A 19,886-nucleotide genomic window follows, 5' to 3' on the forward strand; every position below is an offset into this window, starting at 1 on the left:
GCAGCTTGTCGTCGTGCGCGGAGGCGGAGGTCTGTGGGCTCACCGGGAGACCGTATCTCAGCGCCTCACTTGCGGTGGCGGCGAGCCCGCCGCCCGCCGGGCCTGCGCCGCGAGGAGAGGGTGAGGGCGCCCCCCACCAGAACGGCGGTCAGCACCGCGGCCGGTACGACCCGCTCCAGCCGCGGGGCGCCGTCCTCGCTGACGAACTGGGCCCGCACGTCGGACACCGCACGGTTGGCGACCACATACGCACGGCCCGCGGTGCGGTCCACCGCGGCGGCGGCCCGCGCCTTGGCGTCGCCGACGATGGTCTTCGGGTGAACGCGTACGGCGATCTCGTCCAGCGCGACGGCGAGTTCCTGCCGCCTGCGGATGATGTCCGCCTCGATGTCCGCGGGGGTCCTGGCTTCCGGCACCGAGCTGCCTCCGTCGCTGTCAGTCCTGCGTCCTACCGTGTGTCAGCGGCCATCCTGTCAGCTCGCCGGGGCCGCCGCCCCACGGCACCCCCGATCGGCGGCCTCCGGCTACGCTCGGGCAGGGTCGGCCCCGCCGCCACCGCGGAGACGCACCGCATGTGCAGGTGAGTACCGCGGCGGCCGCCGGAGGAAACCCACAGGAGACGAAGGAGCCCCGATGAGCGCACGACTCGAGCCCGGCGACACCGCCCCCGCCTTCACGCTGCCGGACGCCGACGGCAAGGAGGTCTCGCTGGCCGACCACCGGGGCCGCAAGGTGATCGTCTACTTCTACCCCGCGGCGCTGACCCCCGGCTGCACCAAGCAGGCGTGCGACTTCACCGACAACCTCGAACTGCTGGCCGGTCAGGGCTACGACGTCATCGGCGTCTCCCCGGACAAGCCGGAGAAGCTGGCGAAGTTCCGGGAGCAGGAGTCGCTGAAGGTCACTCTCGTCGGCGACCCGGGCAAGGAGACGATGGAGGCGTACGGCGCCTTCGGCGAGAAGAAGCTCTACGGCAAGACCGTCACCGGCGTCATCCGCTCCACCGTCGTCCTGGACGAGGAGGGCCGGGTCGAGCGGGCGCTGTACAACGTGAAGGCCACCGGGCACGTCGCCAAGCTGCTCAGGGACCTGGGACTGGCTTCGGAGTGATCGTGCGCCGCCTCCGGAATCGGTCCGTATAGGGAGGTGGAGCGGGTGGTACCCATGGGGGATGAAGCACGAGGACCAGTCCCCGGATCCGGCCGCGCTCAAGCGGCACCGGTACCTCTTCCGCGCCGTACGCCGTAGACGGGATCCGAAAGTCCGCCTCAGCGACATCACCGTGACGGACGAACCGACGGTCAAACGTGCCACCAAGGCCGCCGCTGTCGGTAATGCCATGGAGTGGTTCGACTTCGGGATCTACGCCTATCTCGCGGTCACCATCGGCAAGGTCTTCTTCCCCGGCGGCGGCAGCACCCAACTGCTGGCCTCGTTCACCGCCTTCGCGGCCTCCTTCCTGGTGCGGCCGCTGGGCGGACTGTTCTTCGGTCCGCTCGGCGACCGCATCGGGCGCAAGAAGGTGCTGGCCCTGACGATGGTGCTGATGGCGGCGGGCACCTTCTGCATCGGGCTGATCCCCTCCTACTCCTCCATCGGCCTCGCCTCGCCGGTACTGCTGCTGCTGTGCCGGCTGGTGCAGGGCTTCTCCACCGGCGGCGAGTACGGCGGCGCCGCCACCTTCATCGCGGAGTACGCGCCGGACAGACGGCGCGGCTACTTCGGCAGCTTCCTGGAACTGGGCACCCTCACCGGCTACACCGGCGCCGCAGCGCTGGTGCTGGTGCTGAACACCGCGCTGGGCGACGACGCGATGCTGCAGTGGGGCTGGCGCATCCCGTTCCTGGTGGGCGGGCCGATCGGGGTCGTCGGCCTGTATCTGCGGATGAAGCTGGACGAGACCCCGGCCTTCCGGAAGCGCGTCGAGCAGTTCGCGCCCGCGCCCGAGGCGGGCGCGGCGGAAGCGAGCGAGCCGAAGCTCTCGGAGAACATGCCGCAGAAGGAGCTGAAGTCCATCTTCGCCGAGCAGTGGCGCACGCTCCTGCTGTGCATCTGCCTGGTGGCCGCCTACAACGTCACCGACTACATGCTGCTCTCGTACATGCCGGCCTATCTGACCGACTCCCTCGGGTACGAGAACTCGATGGAGCTGGTCGCGGCCATCATCACGATGGTGGCGATGGCCGCGGTCATCCAGCGGGTCGGCCACCTCAACGACCGCTTCGGCCGCAAGCCCGTGCTGATGGCGGGCATGGTCGGCTTCTTCGTGCTGACCGTCCCGGTCTTCGCCCTCTTCCAGCAGGGCAGCTTCGCCGCAGTGCTGGTCGGACTGCTGGCGCTCGGCGCCTGCCTGGTGTGCCTGCTGGGCACGATGTCGGCGACCCTGCCCGCGCTCTTCCCCACCGATGTGCGCTACGGCTCGCTCTCCATCGGCTACAACGTGGCGACCTCGCTCTTCGGCGGCACGGCTCCCGGCGTGATGACCTACCTGGTGGACAGCACGGGGGACAACCTGGCCCCGGCCTACTACGCCTCCGGCGCGGCGCTGCTCGGCATCATCGCGGTGGCCCTGATGAAGGAGACGGCCCGGCGTCCGCTGGCCGGCTCACCGCCCTCGGTCAGCACTCCGGAGGAGGCCCGCGCGCTGGCCCGGGCCGAGAGCCACGAGCCCACGTTCTGACCCACCGCGCCGGGCCCGGCGCGCCGGCAGGCGACGGCCCCGTCCGGCCCCGCTCCGGTGCGCCCGCCCCCGCCCCGGTGCGCGGGCGCACCGGCGCAGTACGATACGTGCGCGCGCGAGTGCCGGAATTGGTAGACGGGACGGCTTTAGGTGCCGGTGTCTTCGGACGTGGGGGTTCGAGTCCCCCCTCGCGCACCCTGAGGGAACCTCAGTCCGACCCGAGCAACTCACGCACGGCGGGGGCCAGTGCGCGGAACGCCTCGCCTCGGTGGCTGATCGCGTTCTTCTCCTCCGGGTCGAGTTCCGCGCAGGTCCGGCCCTCGCCCTCGGGCTGCAGGATCGGGTCGTAGCCGAAGCCGCCGGCGCCCGCGGGGGCGTGCCGCAGGGTGCCGCGCAGTCGCCCGCTGACGACCCGTTCGGTGCCGTCGGGCAGGGCGAGGGCCGCCGCGCACTCGAAGTGGGCGGCGCGGTGTGCGGTGTCGATGTCGGCGAGCTGGGCCAGCAGCAGGTCCAGATTGGCGGCGTCGTCCCCGTGCCGGCCGGCCCAGCGCGCCGAGAAGATGCCGGGTGCTCCGCCGAGTACGTCCACGCAGAGTCCCGAGTCGTCCGCGACGGCGGGCAGCCCGGTGGCCCGCGCGAGGGCGTGCGCCTTGAGGAGCGCGTTCTCCGCGAACGTCACCCCCGTCTCCTTGACGTCGGGCACCTCGGGGAAGGCGTCCGCGCCCACCAGGTCCGGTTCGAGGCCCGCGTCGGCGAGGATCGCCTTCAGCTCGACGACCTTGTGGGCGTTGCGGGTGGCGAGGATCAGGCGCTGGGTGCTCATGGCCACCCAGTATCTCCCCGTCCGGGGTGCGGTTCAGCCGGGGGTGCAGACCTGTGTCAGCTCGTCGGCCGCGTCGGTCACCGGCCCGGTCCGCGGGGTGCGCCCGGCCTCCACGTCGGAGCGGACGCTGTCGGCCGCCTTCTGCAGCCGGGAGACGGACTCGGCGATGTCGCCGTCGTCCGTCTCCTCGGATATCGCGGCGAGATTCTTGTCGATCCGGTCCAGGGCCTGCTTCGCCTGGGCCGGGTCCTCGCCCGCGTCGGAGACGGCCTGCCGGAGGTCGTCCACGGAGCGGGCGACGGTCACCGCCGTACCGGCGCAGTCCAGCGTCCGGTCGACGGCCGAGCAGCTCGCCACCGCCGGTACGGTCAGCACGACGGCCGTGACGGCAGCCGCTGTCAGAGCAGTCCTCCTGCGTGACACCTCAGCGTCCCCTCCCCGAGACTGGTCGGGCCGCACGGTTCGACACGTGCGGCCCGCACCCCGTCAGACGCGTAAAGCGGGGGCAAAGTTCCCCGGGTCGCCCGGATTCCCGGGCCGCGTCCCGTCCGGTTCAGTGCCCCAGCGCCGTGCGCTGCGCGCCGTCGAGCTGGGCACAGCCGGCGACTGCGAGGTCGAGCAGCCCATTGAGCTCCTCGCGCGCGAAGGGCTCGCCCTCGGCGGTGCCCTGCACCTCGACGAAGCGGCCGTCGCCGGTGCAGACGACATTCATGTCGGTCTCGGCGCGCACGTCCTCCTCGTAGCGCAGGTCGAGCATCGGCACACCGTCGACGATGCCGACGCTCACGGCGGCGACGGTGCCGGTCAGCGGCTTCGCCTTGGCCTTGACGAGCTTGCGCTCCTGCGCCCAGGCCACCGCGTCGGCCAGTGCGACGTAGGCGCCGGTGATGGCCGCGGTGCGGGTGCCGCCGTCCGCCTGGAGGACGTCGCAGTCGAGCACGATGGTGTTCTCGCCCAGCGCCTTGTAGTCCACGACGGCACGCAGCGAGCGGCCGACGAGGCGGGAGATCTCATGGGTGCGGCCGCCGATCCGGCCCCGCACGGACTCGCGGTCGCCACGCGTGTTGGTGGCGCGCGGCAGCATGGCGTACTCCGCGGTGACCCAGCCCTCGCCGCTGCCCTTGCGCCAGCGGGGCACCCCCTCGGTGAGGCTGGCGGTGCACAGCACCCGGGTGTCCCCGAAGGAGACCAGGACGGAGCCTTCGGCGTGCTTGCTCCAACCGCGCTCGATCGTGACGGGTCGCAGCTCCTCGGCCGTACGGCCGTCGATACGTGACATGGGGGCGAGCGTATCCCCGGCCGGGGGCGGGGGCCGAACGCGGCCCCGGGCCGCCGGACGGCGGACGGGCCCGGCCGGGGGGGCGGCTCACATCATGTCTTCGATCTCCGCTGCGATGGGGTCCGCGTCGGTGCCGATGACGACCTGGATCGCGGTCCCCATCTTGACCACACCGTGGGCGCCCGCACTCTTGAGCGCGGCCTCGTCGACGAGGGAGGGGTCGCCGACCTCGGTGCGGAGGCGGGTGATGCAGCCCTCCACCTCTTCGATGTTCTGGAGCCCGCCGAGTCCGGCGACGATCTTCTCAGCCTTGCTGGCCATGTCCTTCTCCTGTGTTCCCGCCCGGTGGACGCTGTGGCGTTGCTGGCATCGGTGGATCTTTTGTCACGTTAGCCCACGATCAGCCCAGCTTTGCGCGCGCCGGTGCACTGTCTGGCGAATGATGACGCTTACTGGTGCCGCGAGGGCACCCGCCGCCGTACGGCGGACTCCTCGCACCAGTAGTGGTCTACACCAGTATGCGTCAGTCGCCCGGTCGGCGGACGAGCGGCCGACCAGTCAGGAGGGGCCGTGAGCGCCAACGCCGCAGCCGGGCCGGGGAGGAAGTGGACCTCCGGGTTCTTCCAGGGCCTGCAGAAGATGGGCCGCAGCCTCCAGCTCCCCATCGCCGTGCTCCCGGCCGCGGGCATCCTCAACCGGCTCGGCCAGCCGGACATCTTCGGCGACGACGGGCTGGGCTGGACCGACGTGGCCAAGGTCTTCCTCGGCGCGGGGAGCGCACTGCTGGACTCGGCGCTGGGGCTGCCGCTGCTGTTCTGCGTGGGCGTGGCCATCGGCATGGCCAAGAAGGCGGACGGCTCGACCGCGCTGGCCGCCGTCGCCGGCTTCCTCGTCTACTACAACATCCTCCAGCAGTTCCCCGACTGCCCCTCCGGCACCAGCTACGACGCCGAGCTGGGCACCTGCCTGGCCAAGGACAGCACCGCCGCCGGTGCCGCCTCCTTCCAGAACCCGGGAGTGTTCGGCGGCATCATCGTCGGGCTGCTGACCGCATGGTTCTGGCAGCGCTTCCACCGGGTGAAGCTCGTGGACTGGCTGGGCTTCTTCAACGGCCGCCGACTGGTGCCGATCATCATGGCCTTCGTCGCGCTGGTCTTCGCGGTGCTGTGCCAGTGGGTGTGGCCGCCCGTCGGCGACGGGCTCACCAGCTTCTCGAAGTGGATGTCGGACCTGGGCGCCTGGGGTGCGGGGATCTTCGGCATCGCCAACCGGGCGCTGATCCCGATCGGGATGCACCAGTTCCTGAACACCTTCATGTGGTTCCAGTTCGGCAGCTACAAGAAGCCGGACGGCGAGATCGTGCACGGCGACATCAACCGCTTCCTGGCCGGCGACCCGGACGCCGGGCAGTTCCTCACCGGGTTCTTCCCGATCATGATGTTCGCGCTGCCCGCCGCCGCGCTGGCCATCACGCACGCGGCCCGGCCGGAGCGCCGCAAGGTGGTCGGCGGCCTGATGCTCTCGACGGCACTGACCTCGTTCGTCACCGGGGTGACCGAGCCGATCGAGTTCTCCTTCCTCTTCGTGGCCCCGGTGCTGTACGTCATCCACGTCCTGCTGACGGGCGTCTCGATGGCCCTCACCTGGGGGCTCGGCGTGCACGACGGCTTCAGCTTCTCCGCGGGGCTGATCGACTACGTCATCAACTGGAGCCTGGCCACCAAACCCTGGCTGATCATCCCGATCGGGCTGTGCTTCGCGGTGGTCTACTACGTGATCTTCCGTGTGGTGATCTCTGTCTTCGACCTCAAGACTCCCGGGCGGGAGCCGGAGGAGATCGCGGAGGAGATCGAGAAGGACATCACCCGGTAGCGGCGCTCCGCGCGGAGCGGCACCCGCGGGGGCGGCGGCTCCGGAGCGGCAGGGCGTTGACCCCGTAGCGGGCGAGCCGGCCGGTGCGCCCGCCCGGACGCCGGGAGACGTCCGGCTCACCACCTGGGCAGGGCACAGCACCGGGCGCCGGTGACGAGACCCGGCGAGCCGCCGGGAGCGGCGCCGGGAGCGGGGCCGAGCGGCGCCGGCTCCGGCGGCCGCGGGCAGCAGCCGAACGTTGCCCAGATCACCCGGAAGAGACCGTTCCGCCGTGCGCGGGGGCCGTGCTACTAATGGTCTACACCACTACGTGGACTAGACCACCAGCGGGCTGCCTCCTCCCTGTGCAGCACCCGCTCCACCTGGAGGAACACCCCCATGAGCACGGACACCGCTGCTCCCGCGAAGAAGCGGGGCTCCGGACTGTTCCAAGGACTGCAGAAGGTCGGACGCAGCCTGCAGCTACCCATCGCCGTCCTCCCCGCCGCCGGTATCCTCAACCGGCTCGGCCAGCCCGACGTCTTCGGCGACGAGGGGCTGAAGTGGCACGACGTCGCCGCCGCGTTCGCCGGTGCGGGCGGCGCCATCTTCGACAACCTGCCGCTGCTGTTCTGCATCGGCGTCGCCATCGGCTTCGCCAAGAAGTCCGACGGCTCCACGGCGCTCGCCGCGCTCGTCGGCTTCCTCGTCTACAAGAATGTCCTGGAGGCGTTCCCCGTCCACGAGGCCGTGGTCAAGGCGGGCGAGGACACCCCGGCCGTCTACAACGACCCGGGAGTGCTCGGCGGCGTCCTGATGGGACTGATAGCCGCGGTCGTCTGGCAGCGCTACCACCGCACCAAACTGGTGGACTGGCTGGGCTTCTTCAACGGCCGCCGGCTGGTGCCGATCATCATGGCCTTCGTCGGCCTCGTCGTCGGCGTGGCCTTCACCCTGGTCTGGGGACCGATCGGGGACGCCATCACCGCGTTCGGCGAGTGGATGACCGGACTGGGCGCCACCGGCGCGGGCATCTTCGGTCTGATCAACCGGGCGCTGATCCCGGTGGGCATGCACCAGTTCCTCAACACGGTCGCCTGGTTCCAGCTCGGTGACTTCACGAACGCCTCCGGGGACGTCGTGCACGGCGACATCGCCCGGTTCTTCGCGGGCGACCCGAGCGCGGGCCAGTTCATGTCCGGCTTCTTCCCGATCATGATGTTCGGGCTGCCAGCCGCCGCGCTGGCCATCGCGCACTGCGCCAAGCCGCACCGCCGCAAGGCCGTGACCGGCATGATGGTCTCGCTCGCCCTGACCTCGTTCGTCACCGGCATCACCGAACCGATCGAGTTCACCTTCATGTTCATCGCACCGGTGCTGTATGTGGTGCACGCGGTGCTCACGGCCGTCTCGATGGCGGTGACCTGGACGCTGGGGGTGCACGACGGCTTCAGCTTCTCCGCAGGCTTCATCGACTACGCCATCAACTGGAGCCTGGCCACCAGACCCTGGCTGATCATCCCGATCGGGCTGTGCTTCGCGGCGGTCTACTACGTGATCTTCCGCTTCCTGATCGTGAAGCTGGACATCAAGACCCCGGGCCGCGAACCGGACGACGAGGTCGAGGACCTGACCAAGTGACAAGCGCCGGCGTGCCGCGCGGTCTCCGCCGCCGCGGCACGCCGGCCGCTCTTCAGACCTCGTACACTGCGCCGGCCCGCGCCATCTCCACCGGACCGGCGAAGACCGCCTTCGCGTCCCGCAGGTTGATCTGCGGATCCGTCCACGGCGGTACATGGGTGAGCACCAGCCGCGCGGCGCCGGCCCGTGCCGCGACCTCCCCGGCCTCCCGCCCGTTCAGATGGAGACCGGGGATCTGCTCCTTGCCGTCCGTGAACGACGCCTCGCACAGGAACAGATCGGCGTCCCGCGCCACCAGTTCGAGCGCCGGACAGGGCCCGGTGTCACCCGAATACGTGAGGACCCGCCCGCTCTCCTTGTGCTCGACGCGGAACGCGTACGCCTCCACCGGATGCTCGACCCGCTCCGTGCGCACCCGGAAGGGGCCCGCCTCGAAGCTGCCGCCGGGCGTGAGCGTGCGGAAGGTGAAGACCTCGCTCATCGAGGACTCGGACGGGGTGTCGGCGTAGGCGGTGGTGAGCCGCTGCTCGGTGCCGGGCGGGCCGTACACCGGGACGGGACCGCAACGGCCGCCCTCGTGGCGGTAGTAGCGGGCCACGAAGTAGCCGCACATGTCGATGCAGTGGTCCGCGTGCAGATGGCTGAGCGCGATCGCGTCGAGATCGTAGAGTCCGCAGTGGCGCTGCAGCTCACCGAGCGCGCCGTTGCCCATGTCCAGGAGCAGCCGGAAGCCGTCGGCCTCGACGAGATAGCTCGAACAGGGCGATTCCGTGGACGGGAACGACCCGGAACAGCCGACGACGGTGAGCTTCATGGAGCGGGAACCTCCGTTGACGGCTGCGGGAGAAGTCCCCATCTGGTTGACGAGGGGACTTCCGAGCGTAAGCCGCGCGGGTCAGGTCGGCTCCTCGATGCAGCGGTGGTGTGGGCGGAATCACCAGCCCGGGGTAGCGTCGTTCCCCGGGCGGTCCCCGCCCAAACGCCGCATCGTGTCGGGAGGGACACCCCGGACACCTCGCAGGCGTGGCGGAGGCGGAACGGACGGAACAGACATGGACACCACGTGGTGGCTGGCGCTCGGCGGCGTCGTGCTGCTCGCGTTCGTGGCAGCGCTCGTGGACGGCCGGGGCCGGCTGGGACCCCGCCGCCCCGCGGCCCCGGGCGGTCCGAGCAGACCGGGCGGGAGCAGGAAGGCACGGGCCGGGCGGGCGGCACCGCGCCCCCGGCCCGGGGAGATCTGGCGGACCAGCCTGCCGGACGGCAGCGAGCCGCTCTTCCTCGTCCTGGCGGTGCGCACGGACGGCGCCCGGCTGGCCCGGCTCACCCGGGAGCCCACCGCGCTTCCCGTCCTCCCGGAGGACGCCGCGGCCGGTCCCGCCTATCTGGAGCCGGAGACCCTGGCCGAGGCCGGACTCGGCCGGCTCCTCAACTGCTGCGGCGAGGTCGACCCGGACACCTGGGAGCGGGTCCGGCACCTGGCCGACTGACCGGGTGCCGGGACCGGGCCCGGGACCGGCACCCGGGCGCCGGGGGCCGGGCCGCTACGCCCAGAGCTGGCCCTGGACGGCGGCGACCGCGTCCTCGTCGGACTCGGCGGTGTACAGGCCGGTCGACAGGTACTTCCAGCCGCCGTCCGCCACCAGGAAGACGATGTCGGCGCTCTCCCCCGCCTTCACGGCCCGGCGCCCCACCCCGATCGCGGCGTGCAGCGCCGCGCCGGTGGAGACACCGGCGAAGATGCCCTCCTGCGCGAGGAGTTCCCTGGTGCGGGTCACCGCGTCCGCGGAGCCGACCGAGAAGCGCGTGGTGAGCACCGACTCGTCGTAGAGTTCGGGCACGAAGCCCTCGTCCAGGTTGCGCAGCCCGTACACCAGGTCGTCGTAGCGCGGCTCGGCGGCGACGATCTTCACGTCCGGACGGTGCTCGCGCAGATAGCGGCCGGCGCCCATCAGGGTGCCGGTGGTGCCGAGACCCGCCACGAAGTGGGTGACGGACGGCAGGTCGGCGAGGATCTCGGGACCGGTGGTGGCGTAGTGCGCACCCGCGTTGTCCGGGTTCCCGTACTGGTAGAGCATCACCCAGTCCGGGTGCTCGGCCGCCAGTTCCTTGGCCACCCGGACCGCCGTGTTGGAGCCGCCCGCCGCGGGCGAGGAGACGATCTCGGCGCCCCACATGGCCAGCAGTTGGCGGCGCTCCTCGCTGGTGTTCTCCGGCATCACGCAGACGATGCGGTAGCCCTTGAGCCGGGCCGCCATGGCCAGGGAGATGCCGGTGTTCCCGGAGGTCGGCTCCAGGATGGTGCAGCCGGGCCGCAACCGGCCGTCCTTCTCGGCCTGTTCGACCATGTGCAGCGCCGGACGGTCCTTGATGGAACCCGTCGGGTTGCGGTCCTCCAGCTTCGCCCAGATCCGCACCTCGTCGGAGAGCGAGAGCCGGGCCAGCCGCACCAGAGGCGTGTTGCCGACCGCCTCGAGCGGGGAGTCGTAGCGCATCAGCGCATGCCCAGGCGCCGGCCGGCCGGCCGCGCACCGGAGCCCCCGGCGACGGCCGGGAGGATCGTGACGCTGTCGCCGTCCCCGAGCCGGGTCGAGATGCCGTCGAGGAAGCGCACGTCCTCGTCGTTGAGGTAGACGTTCACGAACCGGCGCAGCTCGCCGCCGTCCACCAGGCGCGCCTGGATGCCGGTGTGGCGGCTCTCCAGATCGGTGAAGAGCTCACCGATGGTGGCGCCCGTGCCCTCGACGACCTTCTGGTCGCCGGTGTAGGTGCGGAGGATGGTCGGAATGCGGACCTCGATGGCCATGAGAGAGCTCCCGTCGGAGAGGAAAGAGGGCTGGCTGTTCGGCGGGCGGGCTGCGCGCGCATGCCCCGTACCGCGGGCAGGGGGACTGACGGGGCCCGGGCGCGCACTGCGGCACCCATGGGCGCGCACGTCAGGACAGCGGACAGATCGCGCTGGCGAGGCGGCACAGATCGACGTGCAGGCGCGCCACGAGCACACTGCCCGGGGCCTTCTCGAATGCGCTCACGTCGGGGACAACCATGGGCTCATCGTAACGATTCCCGGACGGGAAATCGGATACCGGTTTCATGATGCGGACGGAACCGTCTCAGAATGATGGGTGACGGGGCGCTGAGCAGGTGCTCAGTAGCTCTCGACGACCGTGACCTCTTCCTCGGTCACCTCGCCGTCCACGATGCGGAACGAGCGGAAGGAGAAGGGCCCCTCGTCGTTGCCGCACTCGGCGGTGGAGACGAGCACGTAGTGCGCACCGGGCTCGTTGGCGTAGGAGATGTCCGTCCGGGAGGGGTACGCCTCGGTCGCGGTGTGCGAGTGGTAGATCACGACCGGTTCCTCGTCCCGGTCGTCCATCTCGCGGTAGAGCTTGAGCAGGTCCGCGGAGTCGAACTCGTAGAAGGTCGGCGAGCGCGCGGCGTTCAGCATCGGGATGAAGCGCTCCGGACGGCCCTTGCCGACCGGTCCGGCGATCACTCCGCACGCCTCGTCCGGGTGGTCCGCGCGGGCGTGGGCGACGATCCGGTCGTGCAGCTCCTGGGTGATGGTCAGCATGGGGGCAAGGATAAGCACGGGCCCGGCACCGCCCGCCGGAGAGGGCCGTCCGGTCGGTACCGCCCGGACGGGCCGGAGGCACGGGCGGACGCGGCAGCGGTGCCGGCGCGGGCGGTCAGCGGTGGCGTCCGGCGCCGGGGCGGCTCAGGGCTGCTCCGGCTGCTCGGCCGGGGGCGGGGGCGCGGGCGGCGTCGGCCGGGCGAAGACGTGCGGGGTGCGGGCCTTGACCACGAAGTACGAGACGGTCAGCAGCAGCGCCCAGATCGGTGCGGCGTACAGCGAGACCCGGGCGTCCGGGTCGAAGCCCATCAGTGCGATCACCAGGAAGATGAAGGCCAGGGCCGCGATGCCGGTCCAGGGCGCGCCGGGCATCCGGAAGTCCGAGCGGCGCAGCTCGCCCCGGTCGGCCCTGGCCCGGTAGCGGAGCTGCGAGCAGAGGATCATGATCCAGGCCCACATGCCGGAGATGGTGGCGAAGGAGACGACGTAGTCGAACGCCTTGGACGGCCACTCGTAGTTGATCCACACGCCGGCCGACATCAGCGCGGCCGAGGCGGTGGTCCCGACGAACGGCAGGCCGGTGCCGGAGAGCCGGGTGAAGAGCCCCGGGCCCTGGCCGTTGAGCGCCAGGTCGCGCAGCATCCGGCCGGTGGAGTACATCCCCGAGTTGCAGGAGGAGAGCGCCGCGGTCAGCACCACGAAGTTGACGACGGCCGCGCCCGCGGGCAGCCCGATGCGCTGGAACGCGGCGACGAACGGGCTGGTGCCAGGCTCGAACGCGGTCCAGGAGACGACCGAGAGGATGACGACCAGCGAGCCGATGTAGAACAGCGCGATCCGCCAGGGCACGGTGCGGATCGCCCGGGGCAGCACCGTGGCCGGGTCCGCGGCCTCGCCCGCGGTGACGCCGACCAGTTCGACGGCGAGGAACGAGAACATCACGATCTGCAGCGTCATCAGGGTGCTGCCGACGCCGTTGGGGAAGATCCCGTCGTGCTGGTAGAGATTGCCGACCGACGCGGTGTCACCGGCCTGCGAGAAGCCCAGCGTGAGCACCCCGAGGCCGATCAGGATCATGCCGACGATCGCGGTCACCTTGATCATCGAGAACCAGAACTCCAGCTCCCCGAAGAGCTTCACGGAGATCAGATTGATGCCGTAGAGGGCGACGGTGAACACCAGTGCGGAGATCCACGGCTGGACGTTCCACCAGTAGTTCACATAGGTCGCGGCGGCCGTCACCTCGGTGATGCCGGTGACCACCCAGAAGAGCCAGTAGGTCCACCCCGTCACGAACCCCCAGTAGGGCCCGAGCAGTTCGCGCGCGTACTCGGAGAACGAGCCGGAGACCGGGCGGTACATCAGCAGTTCGCCCAGCGCGCGCATGATCACGTAGATGACGGCGCCCGCGACGAGGTACGCCAGGATGATGCTGGGTCCGGCCTTGTGGATGGACTTGCCCGCCCCCAGGAAGAGCCCGGTCCCGATGGCGCCGCCGATGGCGATCATCTGGATCTGCCGGCCGCCCAGCCCCCGCCGGTAGCCCTCGGGCGAGCCGCTGCCGGGGGCCGCGCCGTCGGCGCCTTCCGCCGCGGTGCCGGACGCCGGGTCCGGTACCGGATCGTGGTCCTCGACCTCGGAGGTCATCTGGTGCGCCTTTCGCCGTGCCGGTCCGGCCCGCTCCGGATCGCGCCCGATCCCCGGCCGGAGTCGTCCGGACAGGCGGCCGGCCCGCGGTGCGCCGCTGTGCGGCAGTGGCGGCACCCGGGGCCGCAGCCGGACGGGTGGAGACGTACCACGCGGAGCGCTCGGCGACGCAGGGCACACGGCGCGGGGGCGGCGGGCCCGGCGGCGGCGCGGGAGGCGGCACGGCGGACCGCCCCGGCCGCCGCCCCGGAGGGCGCACCGCAGCGGCCGTACGGCGCCGTGCACGAATACCCGACCGGGTGAACGGCGCGGACACGCAGGCGTACGCATCATGGCCATGCCATGCCGCTCGACGGCCGGTTCGGCCTCGCAGGCGGCGGCTCAGTCGCCGGTGCCCGGCAGCAGCGTCTCCACCAGGGTCTCCTGCAGACCGCCCAGCCACAGGTAGGCCATCACCATGGGCTTGCGCTCGTCGGTGTCGGGCAGCCGGTAGAGCTCGTCGTCACTGTCGTCGCTCACCTCCAGCCGGGTGCCGATGGCCAGCCGCAGGTCGTTGAGCGCGCCCAGCCACTGCTGGGACTGCTCCGGGGTCAGGGTGAGCACGGCGCCCCGCTCCCCCGGCGTCAGCCCGTCCAGCGCCCGCACCATCGCGAGCCCGGCCTCCCGCTTGTGGGCCCGCAGGTCGTTCTCGGTGTAGCGGCGGAACTCCGCGGAGGCGGCCCGGTCCTGCTTGGCCCGCGCGGCCTCGTCGCTGCCGGGCTCGAGACCCTCGGCAGGCGCGGCGTCCGGCCCGGGACCGTAGGCGTCGGGGAAGAGCCGGGCCAGCACCGGGTCGGCGGGCGGCTCGCTGGGCCCCTCGGAGAACGGCGGCCAGGAGACCGCCTCGATGCCCGCCAGCTCCTCCTCCATGCTCGCGCCGCCCTCCGTGCCGGAGGACCCGGCGTCCTGCGGGGGCTGCGGCGGGTCGGCGGGTTCGCTGCCCGGGCCGATCAGCTCCAGGAGCTGCACCGCGAGGCTGCGCAGGATCGAGATCTCCACCTCGTCCAGCGCGATGGCGGCGCCGCCGTCCCCGGTCGGCTCGAAGTGCCCGGCCATCAGCGGTCCTGGGTGAGCGTGGCCCACAGGCCGTAGCCGTGCATGGCCTGCACGTCGCGCTCCATCTCCTCGCGGGTCCCGCTGGAGACGATGGCGCGCCCCTTGTGGTGGACGTCGAGCATCAGTTTCTTCGCCTTCTCCTTCGAATAGCCGAAGTACGCCTGGAACACGTACGTCACGTAGCTCATGAGGTTGACCGGGTCGTTGTGCACGACGGTCACCCAGGGCACATCCGGCTCGGGAACCTCTACGGGTTCCTCGGTGGTCTCCGGGCGCTCGATCTCCGTGGGGGCGACACTCACGGGTCCCATGCTGCCACTCGGCAGCCGGGGGCGCCCAAACAGCTCCCCCGAGGTCCGTATATCGTCAGGCTGACGAGATCCGGGGTACGCTCGCAGCGACCGGCCCGAACACGCGAGGTGAGGCAGCAGTGCTGGATTCCCCAGGGGGGCAGCCCCCGCACGACTCCCGGCAGGAACACGCCCGGCGGATGGAGACGGGGCTGCCGGTGGAGGTGCCGTCCACCGCGCTCTTCACCGACCAGTACGAGCTGACCATGCTGCAGGCCGCGCTGCGCGCCGGGACGGCCGAACGCCGCTCCGCCTTCGAGGTCTTCACCCGCCGGCTGCCCGAGGGCCGCCGCTACGGTGTCGTCGCGGGTACCGGACGGGTGCTGGACGCGGTGGAGAACTTCCGGTTCGACGGCCGGCTCCTCGACTTCCTGCGCGAGACCCGGGTGGTGGACGAACCGACCCTCGAACGGCTGGCCGACTACCGCTTCGGCGGCGACATCCTGGGCTACCCGGAGGGCGAGGTCTACTTCCCCGGCTCCCCCATCCTGCGGGTGGAGGGCACGTTCGCCGAGTGCGTGCTGCTGGAGACGGTGATCCTCTCGATCCTCAACCACGACTCCGCCGTGGCCGCCGCGGCCTCCCGGATGGCGGTGGCCGCGGCCGACCGCCCGCTGATCGAGATGGGCGCCCGCCGCACCCACGAACTCGGCGCCGTGGCCGCCGCCCGGGCGGCCTACGTCGGCGGCTTCGACACCACCTCCGACCTGGCCGCAGGCTTCCGCTACCGCATCCCCACCGTCGGCACCAGCGCCCACGCCTTCACGCTGCTGCACGACACCGAGCGGGACGCCTTCACCGCTCAGGTCGACTCCCTGGGCAGCGGCACGACGCTGCTGGTGGACACCTACGACGTGGCCGAGGCGGTGCGCACCGCGGTCGAGGTCGCCGGCCCGGACCTGGGCGCCGTCCGGATCGACTCCGGGGACCTGCTGCTGGTGGCCCACCGGGTGCGCCAGCAGCTCGACGAGCTGGGCGCGGACCGGACCCGGATCGTGGTCACCAGCGACCTGGACGAGTACGCCATCGCCTCGCTGGCCGCGGCCCCGGTGGACGCCTACGGCGTGGGCACCCAGTTGGTCACCGGCAGCGGCCACCCGACCTGCTCGATGGTCTACAAACTGGTGGCCCGCGCCGACTCCGACGACCCCGGGGCACCGCTGCGCCCGGTCGCCAAGCGTTCGACCGGTGGCAAGACCTCCATCGGCGGCGCCAAGTGGGCCGCCCGGCCGGTGGACGCGGAGGGAGTCGCCACGGCGGAGATCGTGGGCACCGGCGAGGTGCCCCCCGAGCTGGCCGAGCACCTCGTCCAGGTGAAGCTGGTCGACCGGGGCACCGTCGTCGGCCGCGAGCCCCTGGACGCCGCCCGCGAGCGCCACCGGGCGGCCCGCGCGCGGCTGCCGATGTCCGCGACCCAGCTCTCCCGCGGCGAACCGGTACTCCCCGTCGAGCACGTGTAACCCCCGGTACGGTGAACCGCCGCGGCGGCGTCCGCACACTGCCGCCGGGCCCCGCGAGTGTCTAGTCTCGGAGGTGACGGGCGGCGGCTCCCCTCATGTCCGCCGAGGGCGCACCCGCCCGCCGCTCCCCGGCCCGCCCCTCCCAGCCGACCCACCAGCCGAAAGGTGTGCACCATGCACCGGGCACTGATCGTCGTGGACGTCCAGAACGACTTCTGCGAAGGCGGCAGTCTCGCCGTCGCGGGCGGCGCCGACGTCGCGGCCGCCATCACCGACCTGGTCGGGGACGCCTCCGCCGGTTACCGCCACGTCGTCGCGACCCGGGACGCGCACATCGACCCCGGCGACCACTTCTCCGCCGACCCCGACTACCGGCACTCCTGGCCGCCGCACTGCGTGGCGGGCACCGAGGGCGTGGGCTTCCACCCGAACTTCACGCCCGCCGTCGCGTCCGGCGCCATCGAGGCGGTCTTCGACAAGGGCGCCCACACCGCCGCCTACAGCGGCTTCGAGGGCGCCGACGAGAACGGTGTCACGCTGGCGGACTGGCTGCGCGAGCGGCGGGTGACCGAGGTGGACATCGTCGGCATCGCCACGGACCACTGCGTACGCGAGACGGCGCTGGACGCCGCCCGCGAGGGCTTCCGCACCCAGGTGCTGCTCGACCTGACCGCGGGCGTCGCCGAGGAGACCGTCCAGCGGGCGCTGGACGAGCTGCGCGAGGAGGGCGTGGAGCTGACCGGCAAGCCCGTGGTCGCCTCCGCCTAGAGCCGCTCGTGCGGGCCGGGGGCCGGTGAGCGCTCCCCGCCCGGGTCCCGGGTGCGCAGCGTGCGGAGCGGCCCGAGCCCACGGACCCGGCCGTGCGCCCGCCGCCGACCGGGGAGTCCGCCCGCGATCCGTGCGCGGCCCGCGAAGAACCGCCGTCACACGCCTGCCTCCGGCCCGCGAAGGGCCGGAGGCAGGGGCGTCGGCAGACGCAGGGTCACGCCGGGGTGACGCGCAGCAGCGCCGCGATGGGGCGCCAGGAGTTGCGGTCGTCGTCCGGGACGGCACGCCAGACCAGCCCCTCGGGGTGGTGCAGCACCGCCGTGACCTCGTCCGCGGTGGGCGGTTCCGCGTTGCCCCGCAGGTAGATCGCCCGCAGGCCGAGGTTCCGCAGCCTGGTCAGGGCGCGGGCGCGGTTCCCGGCGTGCACCAGCACCCGGACACGCTGCTCCTCGCCGGATCTGCGCACCGTGGCCTCACGCACCGTGTGCGGTTCGTCCGCGAACGCCGACCAGCGCCGCGAGGCCGGCAGCAGCCCGGAGCGCCCCGGGGCGGGAGCGACGGCGGAGCGATGGGCTCCGCTTCCACTCCCGCTCCGCGCGCCCGGCGCGGCGGCACCGGCGGCGGCACTGTGCGGCTCGCGCGGCACCGGAAGGGTCAGCGCGACGATCACGCTGCCGTCCGGAAGCCTGACGAATCCGCCTCCTGACATGATCACCATCTCCCCCGTGAGACTCGTTCGGGTCGGTCGATACGGGGTCGCCCTGAGGCATCCCCACCATGCATCTAAACGCGATCGAGCGCCGATCGCCAGGGGGTAACGGATGATCATGTTTTGACCTGCAACGATGCAAACAAATTCATACCTGGGTTGCACAGCCGTCGATCACCTGTACCCGGCAACCCGTTCGTAGATCTTCAGACCCCCCTGACCGTGCGTAACTGTGCCATCTTGTTGACTGTTTTGCACCATTTTACGTGCTTTGTCGCGGCTGGTTGAAGGGGCTACTACTTTTCGCGTCGCCATTGGCCCGACCGCTGGCAACGAGGAAACCCGACCCGGACGCCCGACTAAGCGGAATCCTCAACTCCCCATCAGATAGCGGGTGCGAACACTGGTGCGGGAGCACGCACCGCGCGCCGAACCGCCCTCCGCCGGACGCGCCGGACGCAGGGAGCGTGCGACCCTCGCAAGACCCCTCCGCCGTCCGCCAGTTGGGACAACCGGAACCCCGTGCGCCAGTGCGCCCCCCGTGCAACTACGGCGTGGGTCAGCTCACGCTTGCCGTGCTTTCCGCAGGGGCATGCCGGACCGTAGAGTCGTTCGATGGCGCCCCGTTTGTACCGAGGCAACCCGTAGCGCACATCGACCTGTTCACCCGTTCAGACCGTGCCCACACCCCCGAGGACGGATCCGCCATGCCGCGTCCGCACCCCGCCCAACTCGTCTACGGCTCGGCCACCGTCATCTGCGCCACGCTCGCCATGCTGCTGCTCTTCGAGACGCGTTCCGGCGCCTGGATCGCCGTGATCGCTCTCGCGTCCCTCGCACTTGGCCTGCTGGTGGCAGTGACCGTCCCCGCCGCCGGACCAACGCTGCGGCGACGCCGGACCGTTGCCCGCGGCCCCGCCGGCGTGGGCCCCCACGCTCCGGCGGCGCTGCCCGGCCCCGCGCCCGCCGCGCGGACGGCCGCCGCACCGGCTCCCGCCGCGACAGCGGGGCTGGGAGCCCGCAACTGACCGTGCCCGCCACCCGCTCCCGGACTCCCCCGGCCACCGCGCCGGGGGCTCCCGGACCGCAGATCCCCCGGGCCGGACCGCAAAGGCCCCGGGCCGGACCGCGGAGCGCACCCGGACCGCGGAGTACGCCCGGACCGCAGAGCCGTCAGTCCGCCGCGACCACCACCGTGCGCGCCGCCTTGTCGTGCAGGCACTGCTGATAGGGCTTGTCCCAGGTGCAGAAGAGTACGTTCACCAGCCAGAACAGCGAACCCGCACAGGGCACCAGCGGAGGGATCTGGTAGACGGCCGCCCGCAGCCACCCCGGACTACCCGCCGGTACAGCACCGTTCTGCAGCATCGCGACCCGGACGCGCATCAGCTTCTTGCCGACCGTCTGCCCCGAGTTCGTCAGCATCAGCCCCTCGTAGAGGAAGTAGACGAGGGTGTAGCTGAGCTGAGGCCAGTAGTCGATGCCGGTGTCGGTCGAGTAGCCGCCCTCGACCACACCCGCGATGATGCCGATCGGGATGGCCACCAGCAGCGCGTCGATGATCCGGGCCACCAGGCGCTTGCCCCGGGACGCCAGCGGTGCCATCCCCGCCAGCGGGTCCGCGGCACCCTCCGGTCCCCCGTACGGGTTGTCGTAGGGGCCCCCGCCGCTGCCCGGCCCACCGGCGCCGCCCGGACCACCGCCGTAGCCACCGCCGTAGCCGTCTCCAGGACCGCCGCCCGCGGGAGGCGGCGGCGGATTGCCGTACGGCGTGCCCGGCCCGCCTGGCGGCGGAGACCCGGGGCCGGGCGGCTCCTGCCCTGGCGGCTGCCCGCCCGCGGCGGGGCGCTGCGGCTCCTGCCCCGGCTCCTGCGGCTTCCGGAACGGATCGTTCTCCGGCTGGTCCGTACTCATGGCCCGAGTGCACCGCCCCCGGGTGCCCACCGCATCCGGGGCGGGCTGTTCGGGGGACGGGGAGGTCCGTCCGCCTCCGGTCCCCGAGGCGCCGCACC

At 71.8% G+C, this 19,886-nt stretch carries 23 protein-coding genes and 1 tRNA gene; 9 read left to right on the forward strand and 15 right to left on the reverse strand.

Going from position 1 to position 19,886, the window contains the following annotated elements; translation table 11 throughout:
- Window positions 1–65: 65 nt before the first annotated feature.
- Window positions 66–416: a DUF3618 domain-containing protein gene (locus BMX65_RS18995; protein ID WP_075001511.1), complete on the reverse strand. Its 351-nt coding sequence runs from the start codon at window positions 414–416 to the stop codon at window positions 66–68.
- A gap of 217 nt (window positions 417–633) precedes the next feature.
- On the opposite strand from BMX65_RS18995, the gene bcp reads away from it, so the two are divergent.
- From bcp to BMX65_RS19010, 3 genes are all read left to right on the forward strand, one after another.
- A complete protein-coding gene (gene bcp, locus BMX65_RS19000; protein WP_075001512.1) occupies window positions 634–1,110 on the forward strand; it encodes a thioredoxin-dependent thiol peroxidase in 477 nt (158 codons plus the stop codon).
- 61 nt (window positions 1,111–1,171) lie between these two features.
- Complete coding sequence (locus tag BMX65_RS19005) at window positions 1,172–2,680, forward strand: MFS transporter (protein ID WP_075001513.1); 1,509 nt, start codon at window positions 1,172–1,174, stop codon at window positions 2,678–2,680.
- A 113-nt stretch (window positions 2,681–2,793) separates the two neighbouring features.
- A tRNA-Leu gene (locus BMX65_RS19010) sits at window positions 2,794–2,875 on the forward strand.
- Between the two features lie 13 nt (window positions 2,876–2,888).
- Here BMX65_RS19010 and rdgB read toward each other — a convergent pair.
- From rdgB to BMX65_RS19030, 4 genes are all read right to left on the reverse strand, one after another.
- A complete protein-coding gene (rdgB, locus tag BMX65_RS19015; protein ID WP_075001514.1) occupies window positions 2,889–3,503 on the reverse strand; it encodes an RdgB/HAM1 family non-canonical purine NTP pyrophosphatase in 615 nt (204 codons plus the stop codon).
- A 33-nt stretch (window positions 3,504–3,536) separates the two neighbouring features.
- Window positions 3,537–3,926, reverse strand: coding sequence for a hypothetical protein (locus BMX65_RS19020; RefSeq protein WP_075001515.1), 390 nt, complete (start codon window positions 3,924–3,926; stop codon window positions 3,537–3,539).
- Window positions 3,927–4,056: 130 nt separating this feature from the next.
- Window positions 4,057–4,782: a ribonuclease PH gene (rph, locus tag BMX65_RS19025; RefSeq protein WP_019357029.1), complete on the reverse strand. Its 726-nt coding sequence runs from the start codon at window positions 4,780–4,782 to the stop codon at window positions 4,057–4,059.
- A gap of 87 nt (window positions 4,783–4,869) precedes the next feature.
- Window positions 4,870–5,160: a PTS sugar transporter subunit IIB gene (locus BMX65_RS19030; protein ID WP_275435019.1), complete on the reverse strand. Its 291-nt coding sequence runs from the start codon at window positions 5,158–5,160 to the stop codon at window positions 4,870–4,872.
- Between the two features lie 192 nt (window positions 5,161–5,352).
- Here BMX65_RS19030 and BMX65_RS19035 point away from each other — a divergent pair, with 192 nt between their 5' ends.
- On the forward strand, window positions 5,353–6,654 hold the full coding sequence (locus BMX65_RS19035) for a PTS transporter subunit EIIC (RefSeq protein ID WP_075001517.1): 1,302 nt from the start codon (window positions 5,353–5,355) through the stop codon (window positions 6,652–6,654).
- 378 nt (window positions 6,655–7,032) lie between these two features.
- Complete coding sequence (locus BMX65_RS19040) at window positions 7,033–8,274, forward strand: PTS transporter subunit EIIC (protein WP_075001518.1); 1,242 nt, start codon at window positions 7,033–7,035, stop codon at window positions 8,272–8,274.
- Between the two features lie 52 nt (window positions 8,275–8,326).
- Here the strand turns inward: BMX65_RS19040 and BMX65_RS19045 are convergent, their stop codons facing one another.
- Window positions 8,327–9,088, reverse strand: a complete 762-nt coding sequence (locus BMX65_RS19045) for an MBL fold metallo-hydrolase (protein WP_075001519.1) — start codon at window positions 9,086–9,088, stop codon at window positions 8,327–8,329.
- Window positions 9,089–9,326: 238 nt separating this feature from the next.
- Here BMX65_RS19045 and BMX65_RS19050 point away from each other — a divergent pair, with 238 nt between their 5' ends.
- Complete coding sequence (locus BMX65_RS19050; RefSeq protein ID WP_075001520.1) at window positions 9,327–9,761, forward strand: hypothetical protein; 435 nt, start codon at window positions 9,327–9,329, stop codon at window positions 9,759–9,761.
- A gap of 54 nt (window positions 9,762–9,815) precedes the next feature.
- Here the strand turns inward: BMX65_RS19050 and BMX65_RS19055 are convergent, their stop codons facing one another.
- From BMX65_RS19055 to clpS, 7 genes are all read right to left on the reverse strand, one after another.
- Entirely contained in the window at window positions 9,816–10,766 is a 951-nt protein-coding gene (locus tag BMX65_RS19055; protein ID WP_075001521.1) for a PLP-dependent cysteine synthase family protein, read from the reverse strand.
- Window positions 10,766–11,077: a MoaD/ThiS family protein gene (locus BMX65_RS19060; protein ID WP_019357022.1), complete on the reverse strand. Its 312-nt coding sequence runs from the start codon at window positions 11,075–11,077 to the stop codon at window positions 10,766–10,768. The genes BMX65_RS19055 and BMX65_RS19060 overlap by 1 nt, the downstream gene beginning before the upstream one ends.
- Before the next feature lie 130 nt (window positions 11,078–11,207).
- Complete coding sequence (locus BMX65_RS34170; protein WP_019357021.1) at window positions 11,208–11,318, reverse strand: putative leader peptide; 111 nt, start codon at window positions 11,316–11,318, stop codon at window positions 11,208–11,210.
- A 101-nt stretch (window positions 11,319–11,419) separates the two neighbouring features.
- The gene (locus tag BMX65_RS19065) at window positions 11,420–11,845 is read right to left on the reverse strand and encodes a M67 family metallopeptidase (protein ID WP_075001522.1); all 426 of its coding nucleotides are present in this window, start codon (window positions 11,843–11,845) and stop codon (window positions 11,420–11,422) included.
- 144 nt (window positions 11,846–11,989) lie between these two features.
- Window positions 11,990–13,492, reverse strand: coding sequence for an amino acid permease (locus BMX65_RS19070; protein WP_075001523.1), 1,503 nt, complete (start codon window positions 13,490–13,492; stop codon window positions 11,990–11,992).
- A 381-nt stretch (window positions 13,493–13,873) separates the two neighbouring features.
- A complete protein-coding gene (locus BMX65_RS19075) occupies window positions 13,874–14,587 on the reverse strand; it encodes a DUF2017 domain-containing protein (protein WP_075001524.1) in 714 nt (237 codons plus the stop codon).
- Window positions 14,587–14,898 (reverse strand): ATP-dependent Clp protease adapter ClpS, encoded by a 312-nt coding sequence (gene clpS, locus BMX65_RS19080; RefSeq protein ID WP_019357017.1) that lies wholly within the window; start codon window positions 14,896–14,898, stop codon window positions 14,587–14,589. Before clpS ends, BMX65_RS19075 begins: the two co-directional genes overlap by 1 nt.
- A gap of 179 nt (window positions 14,899–15,077) precedes the next feature.
- Here clpS and BMX65_RS19085 point away from each other — a divergent pair, with 179 nt between their 5' ends.
- Both BMX65_RS19085 and BMX65_RS19090 read left to right on the forward strand, forming a co-directional pair.
- Window positions 15,078–16,397 carry a nicotinate phosphoribosyltransferase gene (locus tag BMX65_RS19085; protein WP_075001525.1) on the forward strand — a complete coding sequence of 440 codons (1,320 nt, stop codon included), beginning with the start codon at window positions 15,078–15,080 and terminating at the stop codon, window positions 16,395–16,397.
- A 174-nt stretch (window positions 16,398–16,571) separates the two neighbouring features.
- Entirely contained in the window at window positions 16,572–17,165 is a 594-nt protein-coding gene (locus tag BMX65_RS19090) for an isochorismatase family protein (protein ID WP_075001526.1), read from the forward strand.
- Window positions 17,166–17,379: 214 nt separating this feature from the next.
- Here BMX65_RS19090 and BMX65_RS33615 read toward each other — a convergent pair whose 3' ends face one another.
- On the reverse strand, window positions 17,380–17,646 hold the full coding sequence (locus tag BMX65_RS33615; RefSeq protein WP_075001594.1) for a hypothetical protein: 267 nt from the start codon (window positions 17,644–17,646) through the stop codon (window positions 17,380–17,382).
- A gap of 935 nt (window positions 17,647–18,581) precedes the next feature.
- Between BMX65_RS33615 and BMX65_RS19100 the strand changes: the two genes are divergently transcribed.
- Window positions 18,582–18,902 carry a hypothetical protein gene (locus tag BMX65_RS19100; RefSeq protein WP_075001527.1) on the forward strand — a complete coding sequence of 107 codons (321 nt, stop codon included), beginning with the start codon at window positions 18,582–18,584 and terminating at the stop codon, window positions 18,900–18,902.
- 145 nt (window positions 18,903–19,047) lie between these two features.
- Here the strand turns inward: BMX65_RS19100 and BMX65_RS19105 are convergent, their stop codons facing one another.
- Window positions 19,048–19,788 carry an RDD family protein gene (locus BMX65_RS19105; RefSeq protein ID WP_075001528.1) on the reverse strand — a complete coding sequence of 247 codons (741 nt, stop codon included), beginning with the start codon at window positions 19,786–19,788 and terminating at the stop codon, window positions 19,048–19,050.
- Window positions 19,789–19,886 lie beyond the last annotated feature (98 nt).

This window comes from Streptomyces qinglanensis (genome assembly GCF_900111245.1).
GTDB classification, from domain to species: domain Bacteria; phylum Actinomycetota; class Actinomycetes; order Streptomycetales; family Streptomycetaceae; genus Streptomyces; species Streptomyces qinglanensis.